An 18,918-nucleotide genomic window follows, 5' to 3' on the forward strand; every position below is an offset into this window, starting at 1 on the left:
GAATATCTTCGCCGAAGTTACAGTTGCACCCTGCACGTTATTGCTTAGATCTTTGAAAGAAGAGTCGATGTCCGAGACCCTGGCGGAGACGCCACCCCAGCCCTCAGCCCCCATGACCCACCGGGAGATCCTCGAGGTCATGGCGGGCCTGCTCGCCGCCCTGTTCACGGCCCTCCTCAGCACCACCGTCGTGTCGACCGCGCTCCCGCGCATCATCGCCGACCTCGGCGCCTCCACCACGGCGTTCTCGTGGGTGATCACCACCGCCCTCCTGGCGAACGCCGCGTCCACCCCGATCTGGGGCAAGCTCGCCGACCTGTTCAACAAGAAGGTCCTGGTCCAGGCCGCGATCGTCATCTTCGTCGCCGGCTCGGTGCTCGCGGGCGCCACGCCGAACGTCGAGGTGCTGCTCGTCGCCCGCGTGATTCAGGGCATCGGCATGGGCGGCCTCACCGCGCTCGTCGTCGCCATCATCGGCAGCATCGTCCCGCCGCGCGAGCGCGGCAGGTACTCCGGCTACATGGGCGCCGTCATGGGCGTGTCGATGGCGGGCGGCCCGATCCTGGGCGGCATCATCACCGACCACATCGGCTGGCGCTGGTGCTTCTACGTCAGCGTCCCACTCGCCGTCGCCGCGCTGATCCTCATCCAGCGCACGCTGCACCTGCCGTCGACCCGCAAGGACGACGTCTCCATCGACTGGCTCGGCGCCACCCTGCTCACCGCGGGCGTGTCCGTGCTGCTCATCTGGGTCTCGTTCGCCGGCAAGAACTACGGCTGGGTCTCCACGTCGTCGGCGGTGTACCTCATCGTCGGCATCGCGCTGCTCGTCGCGACGGTGCTGGTCGAGCTGCGCGCCAAGGATCCGATCATCCCGATCGGCATCATCACCGAGCGCACCACCGCGCTCGCGATCATCGCCTCGATCGCCGTGGGCGTCGGCATGTTCGGCGCCATGTCCTTCCTGGGCCTGTACTTCCAGAACTCGCGCGGCTACAGCCCGACGATGGCGGGCGTCCTCACGATCCCCATGGTCGTCGGCATGTTGCTCTCGTCCGTCGTGTCGGGCCAGTTGATCACCCGGTTCGGCAAGTGGAAGCGGTTCGTCGTGGGCGGCGCGATCGTGATGGTCGTCGGCTTCGCGCTGCTCAGCACGATCGATCACCTCACGCCGATCTGGCAGGTGCAGGTGTACATCGCGATCATGGGCTTCGGCGTGGGCGCGCTCATGCAGAACCTGGTGCTCGCGGTGCAGAACACCGTCAGCGTGCAGAACATCGGTGCGGCGTCGAGCTCGGTCGCCTTCTTCCGGACCTTCGGCGGCGCGATCGGCGTCTCCGCGCTCGGCGCGGTCCTCACCGCGCGCGTCACCGAGTTGGTGAAGGCGGGTGCGATCGAGCACCGCGTGCTCCCCGACCCGCGCAACCCGCTGTTCATGGAGATCACCAATGCCGCGTTCGGCGACGCCACCGGCCGGATCTTCCTGGTGTCGACGGCGTGCGCGATCGTCACGCTGATCGCGGTCGCCATGCTGCCCAACAAGCCGCTGCGCACCACGCTGGACCTGGAGCCCGGCGCGGCGCCCGGGCTCGTCGACGATGCCGCGGCCGACACCGCCGCGGGCCCCGCCACCAGCACGGACGGCGGTGTCGACACCGCGGCGAAGAACAGCGGCTCGACCCGAGTCGGCATCTCGAAGACCAACTGAGGTGTAACTGAAGGTGCGCAAGGGGCGGGTGAGGCGGCATAATCGCATGCATGATGCGTAATGCCGCCTCCCTCGCCCTTCCGCTGCTCGCGGGCGCCGCGGTCCTCACGGCCGGGTGCGCCGCCTCGGCCGGCGCCGATCCGGCCGGCTCGACGGGCGGAGCACCGTCCGCGTCGTCGGCGCCGTCGAAGCCCGCCCTCGTGGGCTCGCAGTGGCGCCTCAAGTCCGACCCGACGGCCTGGTTCTGGGTGCGGGGCTCGAACATCTCGGGCAACGATTCGTGCAACACGCTGACGGGCAGCGCCACGTCGCTGGCCACCGCGGACCGCGTCGACTTCGGCGCCGGCCTCGCGGCCACGCAGCGCTACTGCCCGGACCCCAAGGGCACCCAGACCGCGATCAGCGAGGCGCTCAAGGGCGAGCGGATCTGGTCGCGCAACGGCACCGAGCTGGTGCTGACCGACCCCGACAACAACCGCGCCTGGACCTTCGTCCTGACCCCCGCGGGCGCCTCGTCGAGCGCCGTCCCCACCCCGAGCGCGACCTCCGCCGCGAGCGCGGCACCGTCGGCGAGCGCGGCACCGTCCGGCGCGCCGGGAATCCGCTGAGCCGTCAGTCCATCTCGCCCGCGGCCCACATCGCCGCCGCGACCTCGACCCGGTTGCGCGCCCCCAGCCGGCGGGTGATCGCCCCGAGGTGCGTCTTGACCGTGCCCAGACTGATCACCAGCTCGTCGGCGATCTCGGCGTTCGTGCGACCGCGGGCCACGCACTGCGCCACTTCCCGTTCGCGCGCGGTCAGTTCCGCGAGGGCCACCGCGGCCGCGGCGTCGCGACGACCGGACGCCCGGCTCCGCGCCAACAGGTCGACGGTCAGCTCCGGACTGATCAGGGCGTCCCCCGTCGCGGCCGCCCGTACCGCCGCCATGAGCAGGTCCGGTCCGGCGTCCTTGAGCAGGAACCCCGAGGCGCCCGCGCCGAGCGCCGCGTCGACGTAGTCGGGCTCGCCGAACGTCGTGACGATCACGACCCGCGTCGCCGATTCGACGACGCGCCGGCACACCTCGATGCCGTCGAGCCGCGGCATCCGGATGTCGAGCAGGGCCACGTCGGGGCGGGTCTCGGCGATCACCGAGACCGCCTCCACACCGTCGGACGCCTGCCCCACCACCTCCATGTCGGGCGCCGCACCGAGGATCATCGCGAACCCGATCCGCACCATCTCCTGGTCGTCCGCCAGCACCACCCTGATCGTCACGTCAACGCACCCCGTGCATCGGCAGGGTCGCGGTGAGGCGCCAGCCGCTCCCGTCGGGCCCGTAGGCCACCTCTCCCCCGACGGTGGCCGCGCGCTCCGTCAGGCCGACCAAGCCCATGCCGCCCCCGGGCCCGGGGCCCGGCACGCCTCCGTCGGCGGGGCCGTCGTCGGCCACGTCGACCCGGATCCCCCGCGCGCTCCGCCCGACGGTGATCCGCACGGTCCCGCCCGGCGCGTGCCGGCGGGCATTGGTCACCCCCTCGCTGACCACGCGGTGCGCGACCAGGCGCACGAGGTCGGGGACGTCCTCCGCGTCCGCCGCGGGGTCGACCGTCACCGTGATCCTCTCCTCCGCGCTGTCCCGGGCGAGCTCGGCCAGCGCCACCCCTAATCCGAACGAGGCGGACGCCGCCGGGGCGAGCGGCGCCGGAACGTCCGCGGGCTCCCGCAGGGTCCCGACCATGGCGCGGATGTCCGCGAGGGCGCGGGCTCCACTGTGCTCGATCCGCGCGAGCGTGCCGGTGGAATCCGAACCCGCGGCGATCCCCGCCTGGGCCAGCACCACGATCCCCGTGACCTCGTGGGCGATGACGTCGTGCAGTTCCCGCGCCATCGCCGTGCGTTCGGCCAGCTGGACCTCCGCCCGGGTCTGTTCGAGGCGTCGCTCCGCCGTCCGATGACGGTGCCCGAACATCACGGCCGCGTTGACGGCGCCGGCCAGGAGGAAGGCGAGGACCAGCAGCCGCGGGTCCTCCACCGCCAGCGGGATGACCGGCAGCACTGCGAGGACACCCGCGACGAGTTCGAGGACCCCGTCGAGCGCGGTATCCGCGTACGACGCCGTGATCCCGGCGACGATCACGAAGATCCAGCTCGCTCCGGCGGGCCAGATCGGCGCATCGGAGGGCTGCGCGGCCGCCGCCGTGAACGCCACGGCGGCGACCGCCGCCCCACCCCATGACCATGCCGCGTTCGCTCCGCGGATCTCCGCCCACACGGTGACGGCACCCCCCAGGGACGCCACCGCGTTCAGGACCAGGGACAGCGGGGACGAGTTGACGACGAGGGAGATCATCGTTCCGATCGCCCACCCTCCAGCGAGGACCAGGGCGAGCATGACCCGATCCGCGCGCGTCATGATCATGACGCGACTCTGCCGCAGCCCGGGCGCCGCCGACTCCACCGAAGGGTCGAATCGCTCCGCGGCCACTGGGCCGTTCGGCCGAGGCGGGACGGGCGGCGGACGGCGCACGGCTAGTGCCGGGACGCCCCGTGCTCGACGCCGGGAACCGGCACGGGCTCGAGGATCTCGCCCCGCGCCTCGGGCGCGGCGGCCCGCAGGGCGTCGGCCGTCTCGTCGTCGGGCATGTTCTGGGACTCGATCTCCGCGGCCACGCGGGCGCCGTAGTTCTCGAGTTCGCGCGCGATGTCCGCCGCCGACCAGCCCAACACGGGCGCGATGAGATCGGCGACCTCGGCGGCGGCCTCGAGCCCGCGGTCCGGGTACTCGATGGAGATGCGGGTGCGGCGGGCCAGCACGTCCTCGAGGTGCAGCGCGCCCTCCGCCTTCGCGGCGTACAGCGCTTCCACCCGCAGGTACTGCGGGGCGCCGGCCAGCGGCTCCAACAGGCCGCGGTCGGCCTCGGCGAGCGCGAGCACGTCACCGATGAGCGAGCCGTACCGATCGAGCAGGTGCGTCACGCGGTGCGGGTGCACGTCGTGCTCGCGCGCGATCGACGTGGTCTGGTTGGTGAGGGCGTAGTACCCGTCGGCGCCGAGCAGCGGCACCTTCTCGGTGCAGGACGCCGGGATCTTGTGCGGCAGATAGGCCTCCGCGGCGTCGACGGCGTCCGAACCCATGACCCGGTACGTGGTGTACTTGCCGCCCGCGATGGTCACCAGCCCGGGCGCGATCGCCGCCACGGCGTGTTCGCGGGACAGCTTGGACGTCTCGTCCGACTCCCCCGCCAGCAGCGGACGCAGGCCCGCGTACACGCCGGTGATGTCCTCGCGCGTCAGCTCGGTGATGAGCACCTTGTTGACGTGGTCGAGGATGTAGTCGATGTCCGTCGCCGTGGCCGCGGGGTGCGCCAGGTCCAGGTTCCAGTCGGTATCGGTGGTGCCGATGATCCAGTGGATGCCCCACGGGATCACGAACAGGACGCTCTTCTCGGTCCGCAGGATCAGCGCCACGTCGCTGACGATGCGGTCGCGCGGCACCAGGATGTGCACGCCCTTGCTCGCGCGCACCCGGAACCGGCCCTTCTGATGCGAGAGGGCCTGCAGCTCGTCGGTCCACACGCCGGTCGCGTTGATGACCACCGTGGAGCGCACCTCGGTGGTGGCACCGGTCTCGCTGTCGCGGACGACGACGCCGGAGACCCGGTCGGCCTCCCGCAGGAAGTCGACGACCTGCGTCGACGTGCGGACGACAGCGCCGTAGTGCGCGGCCGTCCGTGCGACGGTCATCGTGTGCCGGGCGTCGTCGACGACGGTGTCGAAGTAGCGGATGCCGCCGACCAGCGCGCCGCGTTTGAGGCCCGGCGCGAGGCGCAGCGCGCCGGCACGGGTGAGGTGCTTCTGCGCGGGCACCGACTTGGCGCCGCCCATGGTGTCGTAGAGGAACATGCCGGCGGCCATGTACGGCCGCTCGATGACGCGTTTGGTGAGCGGCGCGAGGAAGGGCAGCGGCTTGACCAGGTGCGGCGCGAGGGTCGAGAGCGAGAGCTCGCGCTCGTGCAGCGCCTCGCGGACCAGGCCGAACTCCAGCTGCTCCAGGTAGCGCAGGCCGCCGTGGAACATCTTCGAGCTGCGTGAGCTGGTGCCCGACGCGAAGTCGCGGGCCTCCACCAGCGCCACCTTCAGGCCGCGGGTCGCCGCGTCGAGGGCCGAGCCCACGCCCACGATGCCGCCGCCGATCACGACGACGTCGAACTCCTCGGCACCGAGGCGGTCCCAGGCCTGTGACCGGTACTCCGGCGACAGCAGCGATGCGGCGGTCGCGACACCCGCGGACGCCGCTCCGGAAGTCCCCGGAGTCGTGGCGGTTTCAGGGTTGGCAGCGTTCATCAGTGATCACCATGTCAGTATTCGGTCGTGGCTCTTTCATCGCGCGACCCGCAGTTCGTCGCCGCAATCGATCAGGGCACCAGCTCGACGCGGTGCATCATCTTCGATCGGCACGGGACCATCGTGGCCTCCGAACAACGGGAACACGACCAGATCTTCCCACGCGGCGGCTGGGTGGAGCACGACGCCACGCAGATATGGCTGAACACGCGCCTGGTGTGCGCGGAGGCGCTCGCGGCCTCCGACCTCACCGCCACGGACATCGCGGCCGTCGGCATCACCAACCAGCGCGAGACCGTGGTCGTGTGGGACCGCGCGACGGGCGAGCCGATCCACAACGCCATCGTCTGGCAGGACACCCGCACCGACGCCCTGTGTGAGGAGCTCGCCGCGGTGGGGCTCGACGAACCGGATCGCGACCGCTTCCGGGCCTCGTGCGGCCTGCCGCTGTCCACCTACTTCTCGGGGCCCAAGATCGCCTGGATCCTCGACCACGTCGACGGTGCCCGCGAGCGCGCCGAGCGCGGGGAGCTGTGCGCCGGGACGATCGACTCGTGGCTGGTGTGGAACCTGACCACGGACGACGACTTCGGGACCGGACCGGGGCGCAGCGACACCGCGCGGCCGCTGCACGTCACCGACATCACCAACGCCTCGCGCACCATGCTGATGAACCTCGCGGACGGCGCCTGGGACCCGGCGACCTGCGCGGCGATGGGCATTCCGATGTCCATGCTGCCCGAGATCCGTTCCAGCGCCGAGATCTACGGCACGGTGCGTGAGCGCGGCGTGTTCGGCGGCGTGCCGATCGCCGGAATCCTGGGCGATCAGCAGGCCGCGATGTTCGGCCAGGCGGCCCTCGACGAGGGCGCTGCCAAGAACACCTACGGCACCGGCAACTTCCTGCTCCTCAACACGGGCGAGCGCCCGATCTTCAGCGAGCACGGCCTCCTGACCACGGTCTGCTACAAGCTCGGCGACGAGGCCACCGTGTACGCGCTGGAGGGCTCCGTCGCGGTGAGCGGCTCACTGGTGCAGTGGCTCCGCGACAACCTCGGCATCATCTCCGCGGCGCCCGAGATCGAGGAGCTCGCCACCGGCGTGCCCGACAACGGCGGCGTGTACGTGGTGCCCGCCTTCTCCGGACTGTTCGCGCCGCGCTGGCGGCCGGACGCCCGCGGCGTGATCGTCGGCCTGACGCGCTTCTCCGACAAGCGGCACATCGCGCGGGCGGCCCTGGAGGCCACGGCCTATCAGTCGCGCGAGGTGATCGAGGCGATGAACGGCGACAGCGGCATCCCGCTCACCGAGCTGCGGGTCGACGGGGGCATGGTCGTCAACGGCACGCTGATGCAGTTCCAGGCCGACGTGCTGAACGTCCCCGTCATCCGGCCGCGGATCATCGAGACCACCGCGCTCGGCGCCGCCTACGCGGCCGGTTACGCCACCGGCGTATGGACGTTGGACGAGATCCGCACCAACTGGGCCGAGGATGCGCGCTGGGTCCCGACCATGCCCGCCGACGAGCGCGAGCACCTGTACGCCGAGTGGAACCGCGCGGTGGAGCGCACACTGAACTGGGCCTGATCAGGCCGGTATCACATACTAGGATAACTATCTCGACAATTGAGAGTGGTTGTTGAGAAGGTACTCGCATGTCCGAGGAAACCGGTTCCCTGTCCGTCCGGGCCGTGCGCGGCTCGGCGATCCGCGATCTGCTCGCCGTCACCGAGCGGCCCGGCGTCCTCTCGCTCGCCGGCGGCCTGCCGTCGGCAGAGCTCCTGCCCGCCGAGCGGGTGGCGCGCGCAGCGCAGGCTGCACTGCGATCACCGTCGGCGCTCCAGTACGGCCTGACCACCGGCGCCCCCGCGCTCCGGGACGTGGTGCACGCGCGGGAATCCGCGGCCCTCGGCCGCGACGCGGGCGCCGTGGTCGTGACGCACGGCTCGCAGCAGGCGCTCTCGCTCCTCGCGCAGGCCCTCCTGGACCCCGGCGACGTGGTGATCGTCGAGGACCCCGGGTACATCGGCGCGCTCCAGGCGTTCGACACCACCCGCGCCCGCGTGGTCGGCGTGCCGATGGACGCCGACGGCCTGTGCGTCGACGAGCTGCGTCCGCTCCTCGAACGCGAGCGGATCCGCGTCGTGCACACCGTCTCGAACTTCCACAACCCCGGCGGCGCCACCCTGGCGGAGGAGCGTCGGCGCGAACTCGCCCGCCTCGCGGACGAATTCGGCTTCTGGATCATCGAGGACGATCCGTACGGCGGGTTGCGCTTCGCGGGTTCGACGGTGCCGCCCGTCGCCACCTACTCCGACCGAGTGCTGCGGCTGTCGAGCGCGTCGAAGGTCATCGCGCCGGCACTGCGCGTCGGGTGGATGCACGGCGACGCCACGGTTCTCGCCCTGGTGGAGCGCCTCAAGCAGGGCGCGGACCTGTGCGGATCGAGCCTCACCCAGGCGATCGCGGCGGAGCTGCTCGCGGACGCCGCGTGGCTCGACGGGCACGTCGCGGGAATCCGCGCGGTGTACGCCGAGCGGGCGCTCGCTCTGCACGCCGCGCTCGTCGATGCCTTCGGCGACCGCCTGCGGCTCACGACGCCCGAGGGCGGGATGTTCCTCTGGGGCGAGTTCACCGACGGCACGACCACGTCCGCCGCGCTCGCCGCGGCCGTCGAGGCGGGCGTCGCCTACGTCCCCGGTTCGGCCTTCGCGGTGCAGCGCGATCTCGGCCACGCCCTGCGGTTGTGCTTCACCACCGGATCGCCGGACGACCTCCGCGAGGCCGTCCGGCGACTGTCGACGGTGCTGTGATCAGCGGCGGCGCAGCGGGATCGGGGTGATTCCGTCCGCCGTCGTCACAGCGACTTCCCCACGAGGCCGGTGAGATCCACGAGGCGGTTGCTGTAACCCCATTCGTTGTCGTACCAGGAGACGACCTTGGCCTGGTCGTCGATCACCTTGGTGAGGCCGGCGTCGAAGAGCGAGCTGTGCGGGTCGGTCACGATGTCGGAGGAGACGATCGGGGCGTCGTAGTACTTGAGGATGCCCTTGAGCTTCCCCTCGGCCGCGGCCTTGAGGGCGGCGTTGATCTCGTCGGCGGTGGCGCGCTTGCCCAGCTCGACGGTGAGGTCGGTGACCGACCCGGTGGGGATGGGCACGCGCAGCGCGTAGCCGTCGAGCTTGCCCTTGAGTTCGGGGAGCACGAGGCCGATGGCCTTGGCGGCGCCGGTGGAGGTGGGCACGATGTTGATCGCGGCGGCCCGGGCGCGGCGCGGGTCCTTGTGCGGGCCGTCCTGCAGGTTCTGGTCCTGGGTGTAGGCGTGGACCGTGGTCATCAGGCCGCTGACGATGCCGAACTCGTCGTTGACCACCTTCGCGAGCGGGCCGAGGCAGTTGGTGGTGCACGAGGCGTTGGAGATGATGTTCTGGCTGCCGTCGTACTTGTCGTCGTTGACGCCCATGACGATGGTGATGTCCTCACCCGAGGCGGGAGCGGAGATGACCACCTTCTTGGCGCCGGAGTCGAGGTGGCCCTGGGCCTTGTCGCGGGCGGTGAAGATGCCCGTCGACTCGACGACCACGTCGACGCCGAGATCGCCCCAGGGCAGCGCCGCCGGCCCCTCGCGGACCTCGAGAGCCTTGATGACCTGGTCGCCGACGCGGATGGAGTCGCCGTCGGCGACCACGTCCGCATCGAGGCGGCCGAGGATGGAGTCGAACTTGAGCAGGTGCGCGAGCATGGCGTTGTCGGTGAGGTCGTTGACCGCGACGATCTCGATGTCGGTGGCACTGCCGAGCGCCTGCTGTGCGGCGACGGCGCGGAAGAAGTTGCGGCCGATCCGACCGAATCCGTTGATACCTACGCGAATCGTCATGGGGTGTTCCTTTCAGATGTGTCCGTTCGCGGTGTCTCCGCGGCGTCGGACGGGATGAGTCTGGGGCGCAGCCGGTCCCGGCTACGTGCTGATGGACTTGCCGGCGGAGTGCAGGTCGTTGCACGCCTCCACGACCCGCTCTGCCATCGAGCTCTCGGCCTTCTTCAGATAGGAGCGCGGGTCGTAGGTCTTCTTGTTACCGACCTCACCGTCGACCTTGAGGACACCGTCGTAGTTGGCGAACATGTGCCCGGCCACCGGACGGGTGAACGCGTACTGCGTATCGGTATCGACGTTCATCTTCACCACACCGTGACCCAGCGACTCCTCGATCTCGCTCTTGAGCGAGCCCGAACCACCGTGGAACACGAACGAGAACGGCTTGCTGCCCGCGGGCAGGCCCAGCTTCTCCGACGCGACGGCCTGCCCGTCACCGAGCACGGACGGACGCAGCTTCACATTCCCCGGCTTGTACACGCCGTGGACGTTGCCGAACGTCGCCGCCAGCAGGTACCCCTCGGTGCCCAGCGCATCGACCGTCTTCGCGAAGTCCTCGTCGGAGGTGAACAGCTTGTCGTTGATCTCGTTCTCGACGCCGTCCTCCTCACCACCGACCACACCGATCTCGATCTCCAGGATGATGTTCGCCGCCTTGCACTTGGCGAGCAGCTCCTGGGCGATCTCCAGGTTCTCGTCCAGCGGGATCGCCGAGCCGTCCCACATGTGCGACTGGAACAACGGATTCTCGCCCCGATCGACCCGCTCCTGCGAGATCGCCAGCAACGGCCGCACCAGGCCGTCCAGCTTGTCCTTCGGGCAGTGATCCGTGTGCAGCGCCACCGTCACGTCGTACTGCGCCGCCACCACGTGCGCGAACTCCGCCAACGCCACCGCGCCGACCACCATGTCCTTCACACCCAACCCCGAACCGAACTCGGTACCGCCGGTGGAGAACTGGATGATCCCGTCACTGCCCGCATCGGCGAAACCCTTGATCGCCGCATTGATCGTCTCACTGGACGTGCAATTGATCGCCGGGTAGGCGTAACCGCCCTCACGGGCGCGGTCCAGCATCTCCCGGTAGGCCTCGGGGGTGGCGATGGGCATGGTGAATCCTTCTGTAGTGGAGTGAGAGTGGGGAGAGCGCGGGACGCTCAGATGCTCAGTGGTCGTCCTCGCCGATCCGGTGGACGTGGATCAGGTTGGTCGAGCCGATCGTCCCGGGAGGCGCGCCCGCCACGATCACGACCTGATCGCCCCGGGAATAGCCACCGATGCCCTCGAGCGAGTGGTCGACCTGCCGGATCATCGCGTCGGTGCTGTCGGCGCCGTCGACCAGGAACGTCTCCGTCCCCCACGACAGGGCGAGTTGGGAGCGCACCTCGGGCAGCGGCGTGAACGCCAGCAGCGGCAACCGGGTGTGCAACCGCGCCAGCCGCCGCACCGTGTCACCCGACTGCGTGAACGCCACCAACGCGTTGGCGTTGAGCCGCTCCCCGATATCCCGGGCCGCGTAAGAGAGGATGCCGGGCTTGGTGCGCGGTACGTGGTTCAGCGGCGGGATGGACGGCGCACCGTCCTTCACGTCCTCGACGGCGCAGACGATCTTCGCCATCGTCCGGACCGTTTCGATCGGGTACTTCCCGACCGACACCTCACCGGAGAGCATCACCGCATCGGCACCGTCGAGCACCGCGTTCGCCACATCCGAGGCCTCCGCCCGCGTGGGGCGGCTGTTCTCGATCATCGACTCCAACATCTGCGTCGCCACGATCACCGGCTTGGCGTTCTCCCGCGCGATCTGAATCGCCCGCTTCTGCACCAACGGCACCTCCTCGAGCGGCAGCTCCACCCCCAGGTCGCCGCGGGCCACCATGACCGCATCGAACGCCAGAATGACGGCCTCGAGGTTGTCGATCGCCTCCGGCTTCTCCAGCTTCGCGATCACCGGAACCCGCCGACCCACCCGGTCCATCACCGCGTGCACCCGCTCGATATCCGCCGGCGACCGCACGAACGACAACGCGATGAAATCCACACCCAACCCGAGCGCGAACTCCAGATCCTCGATGTCCTTCTCCGACAACGCCGGCACCGAGACGTTCATCCCCGGCAGCGACACACCCTTGTTGTTCGACACCGGGCCACCCTCAGTGACCTCACACACCACGTCGTCACCGTCCACCGACGTCACCGTCAGGCCGACCTTGCCGTCATCGACCAACAACCGATCACCGGGCCGGGCGTCCTGCGCCAACTCCTTGTACGTGGTCGAGACCCGATCATGCGTACCGACCACATCCTCGACGGTGATCCGCACCGTCTCACCCGTCTCCCACACGGTGCGGCCATCACCGGCGAAGCGGCCCAGCCGGATCTTCGGCCCCTGCAGATCCGCGAGGATCCCCACCGCACGCCCGGTCCTATCCGACGCCGCACGGACACGGTCGTAGTTCACCGCATGATCAGCATGCTCACCATGGCTGAAATTCAGGCGAGCAACATCCATGCCCTCCTCCACGAGGGCGAGCACCTTCTCATCGGTTCCGACAGCAGGGCCCAGGGTGCAGACGATCTTGGTTCGACGAGTCACAGGACGGAACGTATGCACCGCGAGCCGGGGTGACAACCATCACGCCCATATGGGCATCACGCCCGATCGGCGGATTCCGCGGGGGCGACGCGCAGCAGCGAGATGGCGGTCTCGCGGTCGGTGACCAGGGACGTGACGACGCCGCTGATCAGGCTCGCGCGGATGGCCTCCACCTTCTGGTGACCACCGGCGATGGCGATGACCTCGTCGACCGCACTCAGTTCGCGGTACGAGATGGCCAGCGTGCGGCCGCTGTAGTTGGTGCGCACCGGGCGGCCCGCGGCGTCGAACTGGATGGCGCACAGCTCAGCGGCGACGTTGAGCGAATCCAGTTCCGCCCGGCCCTGATCCGACAACATGGCGTACACCTGAGAGCCCGTCAGATCGAGGCTGCCGACGGCGACCACGGCGACGGTGATCCGCTTCCACAGCTCCATCGCGGTGGCCACGCCGGGCTGCCGCGCGAGGGCCGCCTTCATCCGCTGATCCGACATGATGAGTGGCGCGTAGATGGGGTACTGCGGGCCGCGCGAGACCGAGGTCAGCTGGCGCACCAGATCGACCGAACTGGCCTGGACGTCGCCGACCACCCCGGACATCTGGACGATGGTGCACGGCGGCAGGTCCCGGACGTGCTGCGCCATCGCGTCCAGGGTGCGTCCCCAACCGACGCCGAGCACGTCCGACTCGGTCACGACCTCGCTGAGCAGGTCGGCGGCGACCCGCCCGAGCCCGTGCCGCAGGCCGTCGAAGTCGGTGAAGGAGCCGGTGGCGACCAGCGCGCGCCGCAGCCCGTAGGCGCGGCGAAGGCGCTCGGAGAGGTCCGCGTCGATCGCGGCATCGGTGTTGATCTCTATCCGGACCAGCCCCGACTCGAGACAGGCGTCCAGGATCCTGGCCACCTTGTACCGGGACAGCCCGTACTCGGCGCCGATCTCCATCTTCGACTTCCCGTCGAAGTAGAACCGCCGCGCGATCGCGGCGGCCTGGACCACCTCGGCCGGCCCCATGGACCCCATCGGAACCTCCGTCGAGAACGTGACTGCCGGGTCGATCCCGCCGTCCCCAGGGTAGATCCTCCGGAGACCGATCCGCGCCCATATGGGCGCAGGCGTTGTCGAAACGTTCCGATCCGCGTCTCATGAGTCGAGTACGACGACGGCCGGACGGCCTCGTTCCTAGGACGTAAGGGGAGAGAAGTGCGCATCGGAGTGCTGACCGGTGGTGGTGACTGCCCCGGCCTGAACGCGGTGATCCGCGCGGTGGTCCGCACCAGCGACTCCCGCTACGGATCCGCCGTCGTCGGGTTCCAGGACGGCTGGCGCGGCCTGCTCGAGGACCGCCGCGTGCACCTGTCCAACGACGACCGCAACGACCGCCTCCTCACCAAGGGCGGCACCATGCTCGGCACCGCCCGCACCCACCCCGACGTCCTCCGCGCGGGCCTGGACCGCATCAAAGCCACCCTCGACGACAACGGCATCGACGTCCTCATCCCCATCGGCGGCGAAGGCACCCTCACCGCCGCGTCCTGGCTCGCCGACGAGGGCGTCCCGGTGGTCGGCGTACCGAAGACCATCGACAACGACATCGACTGCACCGACGTCACCTTCGGCTTCGACACCGCGCTGACCATCGCGACCGACGCCATCGACCGCCTGCACTCGACCGCCGAATCGCACCAACGCGTCATGATCGTCGAAGTCATGGGCCGGCACGCGGGCTGGATCGCCCTCAACTCCGGCCTCGCCTCCGGCGCCCACGCCGTCCTCATCCCCGAAGTCCCCTTCGACGTCGAAGAACTCTGCACCATGATCAAACGCCGCTTCCAACGCGGCCACGCCAGCTTCATCGTCGTCGTCGCCGAAGGCGCCAAACCCGCCGAAGGCACCATGGAACTGCGCGTCGGCGGCACCGACGAGTTCGGCCACGAGCGCTTCACCGGCGTCGCCCACCAACTGGGCGTGGAGATCGAGAAGCGCATCAACAAGGAAGTCCGCACCACCGTCCTCGGCCACGTCCAACGCGGCGGCACCCCCACCCCCGCCGACCGGGTGCTCGCCACCCGCTACGGCGTCAACGCCGCCGACGCCGCCCACGCCGGTCACACCGGACAGATGGTCTCCCTCCGCGGCACGCAGATCGGGCTCGTCCCCCTCGCCGAAGCGGTCAAGCAGCTCAAACGCGTCCCCCGCGAACGCTACGACGACGCCGCCGAATTCTTCGGCTGAGCCCGGTTCCTCGGCGGCGGACCGGTCCGGACTCAGCCCGCGGCCGTGAGCACGCTCCGCACCGCGGCGTTCACGGCCACGACGAGCGGCACGTCGAACTGCGGCTGCAGCCGCAGGGCCGACGGCGACAGCGGCCCTCCGCCCATGATCACCGCGCGGGCGCCGTCCTGATCCACCGACAGGCGCACGGCCTCGCGGAGCGCCGCGTCGAGCGCGTCCGGGGACTTCACGAGCTCCGTCGCGTCGCCCGGCGTGACCCGCACGCCGCGGTACTGCCCCTCGACGCCGAGCTCGGCGGCCTTCTGCCGGAAGGACTCCACCAGCGCGGGATCGGAGGTCACCGTCGCGATGCCGAACGCGCGGCCGCCCTGAGCGGCCTCCCGGAACGCCTCCGTGCCGATGCCGAACACCGGGATCGCGAGCGCCCGATCCAGATCGGCGAGCCCCGGGTCGCTGAAGGCCGAGACGATGATCGCCGCGACGTTCGGATCCTTCGCCGCTTCGATACCGCGCCGGAGCACGCCCTGCGCCGCGGTCGCCATGTCCTGCTGCGTGGTCAGGAGCGCCGGCGCACCGTCGTTGGTGACCCCGACGATCTTCGCCGCACCGCGCGCCTCCGCCGTCGCCAGCTCGACCATCGAGGCGGTCGCACTCGTGCTGGAGTTCGGATTGATCAGCACGATGGTCTTGACCTGCGCCGCGGCACTCGGCGAGCTCGCCGCTGCACCGTCGTCGCCGCTGCCGCATCCCGCGACGGCCATCGTCACCGCGACGATCCCCGCCGCGAGCCCGCCCCGCACCATCACGCCGCACCTCTTCCCGCCCGGCCTCCCGGACCGCAGATTTTCGTACAGCGGAATCTACACTCCGAATCGCGGATGCGCGTCGGGAATCGTGTTCATGGACGCGATCGCACACCCGAGAGGACGTGGGCACCGCGGCCCGGCCGGACCGCTGTCACGGTCGGCGCAGGGTGGCCGGCGCTGGTGAGCCGTCCCGGCAGTGTCTTCGCGATCCGGTCCGCAGCGGAGGCCGGCGCGAGGGCGATGACGGTGCCGCCGAACCCGCCGCCCGTCATTCGGGCACCGTACGCCCCGAGCTCGACCGCCGTCTCCGCGATGAGATCGATCGCGGGGACCGTGATCGCGAAGTCGTCGCGCATCGACTCCTGTGAGGCGTTCATCAGCGCGCCGAAGGCGGCGTGATCGGCACGGCGCAGCGCGGCGGCGGCGTCGAGCACGCGCCGATTCTCGGTGAGCACGTGCCGGGCGCGGCGGCGGATCTCCACGTCCTCCAGCGATTCCCACGCGTCGTCCGGGGCGTCGCGCAGGGCCGTGACGCCGAGCTGCGCGGCCGCGGCCTCGCACGCCTCGCGCCGGCGGCGGTACTCCCCCGCCGCGTGCTGGTGCGGGGTGTGCGAGTCGATGGCGAGCAGCACGTCGGCGTCGAGGCGCAGGGGCACGGGATCCACCGTCAGCGTGCGGAAGTCGAGGAGCAACGCCGCGTCCTCCGCGCCGTACAGGCTGCTCATCTGATCGAGCAGGCCGGTGGGCGCACCCACGTAGTCGTTCTCGGCGCGCTGCGCGATGCGGGCCAGCGCCGTCCGGTCCGGAGCAGGCCCCGGCGCGGCGTCGAGCACGGCCAGCAGCACCGCGCACTCGAGGGCCGCGGACGACGAGAGCCCCGCCCCCACCGGCACATCGGAGCGGAGCCGCAGGGTTCCAGCCGGGGCCAGCACCCCGTGCTCGCGGAGCGCCCACACGCATCCGGCGACGTAGCCCGCCCAGCCCCGCACCACACCGGGGCGGGTGTCCAAGGGGACCGGGACGGCATCGTCCTCCTGCGCGGAGACGACGTCGATCACGGAACCGTCGGCGGCCGGCTCGAACTCGGCGACGGTCCCGACCTGCAGCGCGATGGGCAACGCGAAGCCGTCGTTGTAGTCGGTGTGCTCCCCGATCAGGTTGACCCGCCCGGGGGCGTAGGCGCGCACCGTCATCCGATCACCCGCCGGAGCTCCTCGGCGATGGCCTCGGGCGTCTTATCGGTGACGAAGGCGTCGCGCCCGGATTCCGATCCGGCGAGGTACTTGAGCTTGTCGGCGCTACGGCGGATGGAGAACAGCTCCGCGTGCAGGTACCCTTCGGCGACGCCGGACCGGTACTGGTGCCACGAGGCGATGTACGGCAGCGGCGCGTCGTAGAGCGCGTCGAACGCGCGGAGCAGCGTCAGGTACACCGCGGCCAGATCATCGGCCTCGGCGTCGGTGAGCTCGGCGAGGTTGTGTACGTGACGGTTCGGGTACACGTGCACCTCGGCGGGCCATTTCGCGGCGTAGGGCACGAAGGCCGTCACGTGCTCGGTGCGGACGAGGATCCGCGCACCGTCGGCGATCTCGGCCGCGAGCACCGCCTCGAACAGGTCCGCGCCGTGCTCCGCCCGGTACTGTTCGGCGGTCCGCAGCAGCGCGGCGGTGCGCCGGGTGCGGAAGGGATAGCCGTAGATCTGCCCGTGCGGGTGCGTGAGCGTCACGCCGATCTCCTCGCCGCGGTTCTCGAAGCAGTACACCTCCTCGATGTCGCTGCGCGCCAGCAGCTCCGCGGTGCGGTGGCTCCAGGCGTCGATCACGAGGCGGGCCCGCCGCTGCGAGAGTCCGGCGAACGAGCCGTCGTGATCGCTGCTGAAGCAGACCACCTCGCACCGGCCCAGGCCGGGCCACTCCGCGCGCAACGGGTCCGCCTCCAAGGGGCGCTCCCCCGCGAACCCGTCGGGGGTCGCGAGCGAGGGGAATCGGTTCTCGAAGACCACCACCTCGTAATCCTCGGCGGGGATCTCGCTCGACAGCCCCGCGGGATCGGGGTCGAGCGGGCACATGGTCCGCGGCGGCTTGTACGTCCGCTCCTGCCGGGCGGGCGCGATGATCACGTTGTCGCCCGTAGTGGGGTCGCGGCGCACGGTGGTCGCGGGCACCGTCGGACGGGCGGGCAGGTCGCGGCGGTCGACGCGGATCGACGGCGCACCGTCGGCGGAGAAGAACAGGATCTCGCGGCCGTCGGCGAGGCGGGACGCGGTGGGTGGGGCGATCTCGCGGGTCACGATGCGCCTCCGGGAACGACGGTGAGCGGGACGACCGGGGCGAGCGCCTCGCGGGCGGCGCGGCCCAGCCCGTCGTCCACGATCAGCCCGTCGGCATCGGAGAACCGCGCGAACAGGTGCGCGCCGATCTCGCCGTACTTGGTGTGATCGGCGAGCAGCAGCGTGGACCGTGCGCTGCCGATGAGCCGCCGGTTCGTCTCCGCCTCACCGATGTTGGGCGAGGTGAACCCCGCGACGGGATCGATGCCGTGGCAACCCAGGAACGCGAGATCGCAGCGCACCCGCTCGAGCATGGCGTTCGCCACCGGCCCGACCAGGGCGTCCGACGGGGTGCGCTGCCCGCCGGTCAGCTGCACGTCGGCCACTCCCGTCGGGTCGGCGCCGGCGTCGTCGGGGTCGGTGAGCACGTGGAAGATCGAGATCGAGTTGGTCACCACCGCGACGCGGCGGCCCCGCACGAGGCGAGCCAACTCGAGGGTGGTCGTGCCGGCACCGACCGCCACCGTCATCCCGTCCTCGACGAGCCCGGCGGCCGCGGCGGCGATGGCGCGCTTCTCCGCGGTGTCGCGCACCGCCTTCTGCGCGGACCGGGGCTCGATGCCCCGTCCGGTTCCCGCGCCGGGCAGGACCGCCCCGCCGTGCACCTTGGCGAGCTCGCCGGCGTCGGCGAGCCGGTCGAGGTCGCGACGGATGGTCATCTCCGAGACGCCGAGGTCGGCGGCGAGATCGATCACCCGGACCGAGCCGTGGGCGACCGCGGCCTCGAGGATGATCCGGCGCCTATCGGCCGCCAGCACGCCGCACGCTCATCACGGCCCACACCTCGAAGGCGACGGCGACGAGCACCAGCGCGCCGCCCACCCAGAGGTTGCCGGCGCTGCCCGCCGCCATGTCGACGCGGTCGGGCGTGTGCTCGAACTCGCGGGCGCCGAGCTCCGCGAACGACGGCACGAGGCCCGCGATGAGGAGCAGCACGCCGTAGATCCCGAGCAGCGCGGCGATGACGGTGCGAATGTCGGACAGCAGGGCGAGCTTCGTGGACTTCGCCGCCGGAGCGGACGCGGTTCCGTTGTCGTTGTTCATGATT

Annotated in this window: 17 protein-coding genes; 5 read left to right on the plus strand and 12 right to left on the minus strand. The window is 70.6% G+C overall.

Features of this window, described 5'->3' with window-relative positions; all coding sequences use genetic code 11:
• The first annotated feature begins 67 nt into the window (after positions 1-67).
• Both ACNAYW_RS12610 and ACNAYW_RS12615 read left to right on the plus strand, forming a co-directional pair.
• Positions 68-1,708, plus strand: coding sequence for an MDR family MFS transporter (locus tag ACNAYW_RS12610; RefSeq protein WP_415850044.1), 1,641 nt, complete (start codon positions 68-70; stop codon positions 1,706-1,708).
• A 50-nt stretch (positions 1,709-1,758) separates the two neighbouring features.
• Positions 1,759-2,316 (plus strand): META domain-containing protein, encoded by a 558-nt coding sequence (locus ACNAYW_RS12615; RefSeq protein ID WP_415850045.1) that lies wholly within the window; start codon positions 1,759-1,761, stop codon positions 2,314-2,316.
• Between the two features lie 4 nt (positions 2,317-2,320).
• On the opposite strand, the gene ACNAYW_RS12620 is transcribed toward ACNAYW_RS12615, so the two are convergent.
• The 3 genes from ACNAYW_RS12620 to ACNAYW_RS12630 all read right to left on the minus strand — a co-directional run bounded on the left by ACNAYW_RS12620 (position 2,321) and on the right by ACNAYW_RS12630 (position 6,034).
• A complete protein-coding gene (locus ACNAYW_RS12620; RefSeq protein ID WP_415850046.1) occupies positions 2,321-2,965 on the minus strand; it encodes a response regulator in 645 nt (214 codons plus the stop codon).
• 1 nt (position 2,966) lies between these two features.
• Complete coding sequence (locus ACNAYW_RS12625; RefSeq protein WP_415850047.1) at positions 2,967-4,109, minus strand: sensor histidine kinase; 1,143 nt, start codon at positions 4,107-4,109, stop codon at positions 2,967-2,969.
• Positions 4,110-4,219: 110 nt separating this feature from the next.
• Positions 4,220-6,034 (minus strand): glycerol-3-phosphate dehydrogenase/oxidase, encoded by a 1,815-nt coding sequence (locus ACNAYW_RS12630; RefSeq protein ID WP_415850048.1) that lies wholly within the window; start codon positions 6,032-6,034, stop codon positions 4,220-4,222.
• Positions 6,035-6,061: 27 nt separating this feature from the next.
• On the opposite strand from ACNAYW_RS12630, the gene glpK reads away from it, so the two are divergent.
• A complete protein-coding gene (gene glpK / locus ACNAYW_RS12635) occupies positions 6,062-7,621 on the plus strand; it encodes a glycerol kinase GlpK (RefSeq protein WP_415850049.1) in 1,560 nt (519 codons plus the stop codon).
• Positions 7,622-7,689: 68 nt separating this feature from the next.
• Positions 7,690-8,847 (plus strand): aminotransferase-like domain-containing protein, encoded by a 1,158-nt coding sequence (locus ACNAYW_RS12640; protein WP_415850050.1) that lies wholly within the window; start codon positions 7,690-7,692, stop codon positions 8,845-8,847.
• A gap of 44 nt (positions 8,848-8,891) precedes the next feature.
• On the opposite strand, the gene gap is transcribed toward ACNAYW_RS12640, so the two are convergent.
• The 4 genes from gap to ACNAYW_RS12660 all read right to left on the minus strand — a co-directional run bounded on the left by gap (position 8,892) and on the right by ACNAYW_RS12660 (position 13,523).
• Positions 8,892-9,911, minus strand: coding sequence for a type I glyceraldehyde-3-phosphate dehydrogenase (gene gap / locus ACNAYW_RS12645; protein ID WP_415850051.1), 1,020 nt, complete (start codon positions 9,909-9,911; stop codon positions 8,892-8,894).
• A gap of 81 nt (positions 9,912-9,992) precedes the next feature.
• A complete protein-coding gene (fbaA, locus tag ACNAYW_RS12650; RefSeq protein ID WP_415850052.1) occupies positions 9,993-11,018 on the minus strand; it encodes a class II fructose-bisphosphate aldolase in 1,026 nt (341 codons plus the stop codon).
• A 55-nt stretch (positions 11,019-11,073) separates the two neighbouring features.
• A complete protein-coding gene (pyk, locus tag ACNAYW_RS12655) occupies positions 11,074-12,504 on the minus strand; it encodes a pyruvate kinase (RefSeq protein WP_415850053.1) in 1,431 nt (476 codons plus the stop codon).
• Between the two features lie 56 nt (positions 12,505-12,560).
• A complete protein-coding gene (locus ACNAYW_RS12660) occupies positions 12,561-13,523 on the minus strand; it encodes a sugar-binding transcriptional regulator (RefSeq protein ID WP_415850054.1) in 963 nt (320 codons plus the stop codon).
• A gap of 180 nt (positions 13,524-13,703) precedes the next feature.
• Here ACNAYW_RS12660 and ACNAYW_RS12665 point away from each other — a divergent pair, with 180 nt between their 5' ends.
• Positions 13,704-14,735, plus strand: coding sequence for an ATP-dependent 6-phosphofructokinase (locus ACNAYW_RS12665; RefSeq protein WP_415850055.1), 1,032 nt, complete (start codon positions 13,704-13,706; stop codon positions 14,733-14,735).
• A 32-nt stretch (positions 14,736-14,767) separates the two neighbouring features.
• Here ACNAYW_RS12665 and ACNAYW_RS12670 read toward each other — a convergent pair whose 3' ends face one another.
• The 5 genes from ACNAYW_RS12670 to ACNAYW_RS12690 all read right to left on the minus strand — a co-directional run bounded on the left by ACNAYW_RS12670 (position 14,768) and on the right by ACNAYW_RS12690 (position 18,914).
• A complete protein-coding gene (locus ACNAYW_RS12670) occupies positions 14,768-15,538 on the minus strand; it encodes an aspartate/glutamate racemase family protein (protein ID WP_415850122.1) in 771 nt (256 codons plus the stop codon).
• Between the two features lie 95 nt (positions 15,539-15,633).
• On the minus strand, positions 15,634-16,734 hold the full coding sequence (galK, locus tag ACNAYW_RS12675; protein ID WP_415850056.1) for a galactokinase: 1,101 nt from the start codon (positions 16,732-16,734) through the stop codon (positions 15,634-15,636).
• Positions 16,731-17,831, minus strand: coding sequence for a galactose-1-phosphate uridylyltransferase (gene galT, locus ACNAYW_RS12680; RefSeq protein WP_415850057.1), 1,101 nt, complete (start codon positions 17,829-17,831; stop codon positions 16,731-16,733). Before galT ends, galK begins: the two co-directional genes overlap by 4 nt.
• Complete coding sequence (locus tag ACNAYW_RS12685; RefSeq protein ID WP_415850058.1) at positions 17,828-18,628, minus strand: DeoR/GlpR family DNA-binding transcription regulator; 801 nt, start codon at positions 18,626-18,628, stop codon at positions 17,828-17,830. Before ACNAYW_RS12685 ends, galT begins: the two co-directional genes overlap by 4 nt.
• Positions 18,612-18,914, minus strand: coding sequence for a hypothetical protein (locus ACNAYW_RS12690; protein WP_415850059.1), 303 nt, complete (start codon positions 18,912-18,914; stop codon positions 18,612-18,614). Before ACNAYW_RS12690 ends, ACNAYW_RS12685 begins: the two co-directional genes overlap by 17 nt.
• Between the last annotated feature and the right edge of the window lie 4 nt (positions 18,915-18,918).

Origin of the sequence: Tsukamurella ocularis, assembly GCF_965138335.1 — a bacterium.
Lineage (GTDB): Bacteria > Actinomycetota > Actinomycetes > Mycobacteriales > Mycobacteriaceae > Tsukamurella > Tsukamurella ocularis_A.